Here is a 205-nt window from a genome sequence, read left to right on the forward strand (position 1 = left end):
CGTGCGTCGCGCAGTGCTGTCTGGTGGATGGTCTGGCGACCGTCCACGCCGCGAGTTCTGATTGTTTCCCTTGGCCCCCTCTGGTGAGGGGGCTGTCCCGCAAAAGCGGGACTGGGGGAGAGTAGCGTGGCTGCAGTTGTGCTGTCTGGCGACCGTCCACGCCGCGAGTTCTGATGCGGGATAGTAATCGCACATGATGCCCGGT

Origin of the sequence: Bifidobacterium jacchi (genome assembly GCF_009078285.1) — a bacterium.
GTDB classification, from domain to species: domain Bacteria; phylum Actinomycetota; class Actinomycetes; order Actinomycetales; family Bifidobacteriaceae; genus Bifidobacterium; species Bifidobacterium jacchi.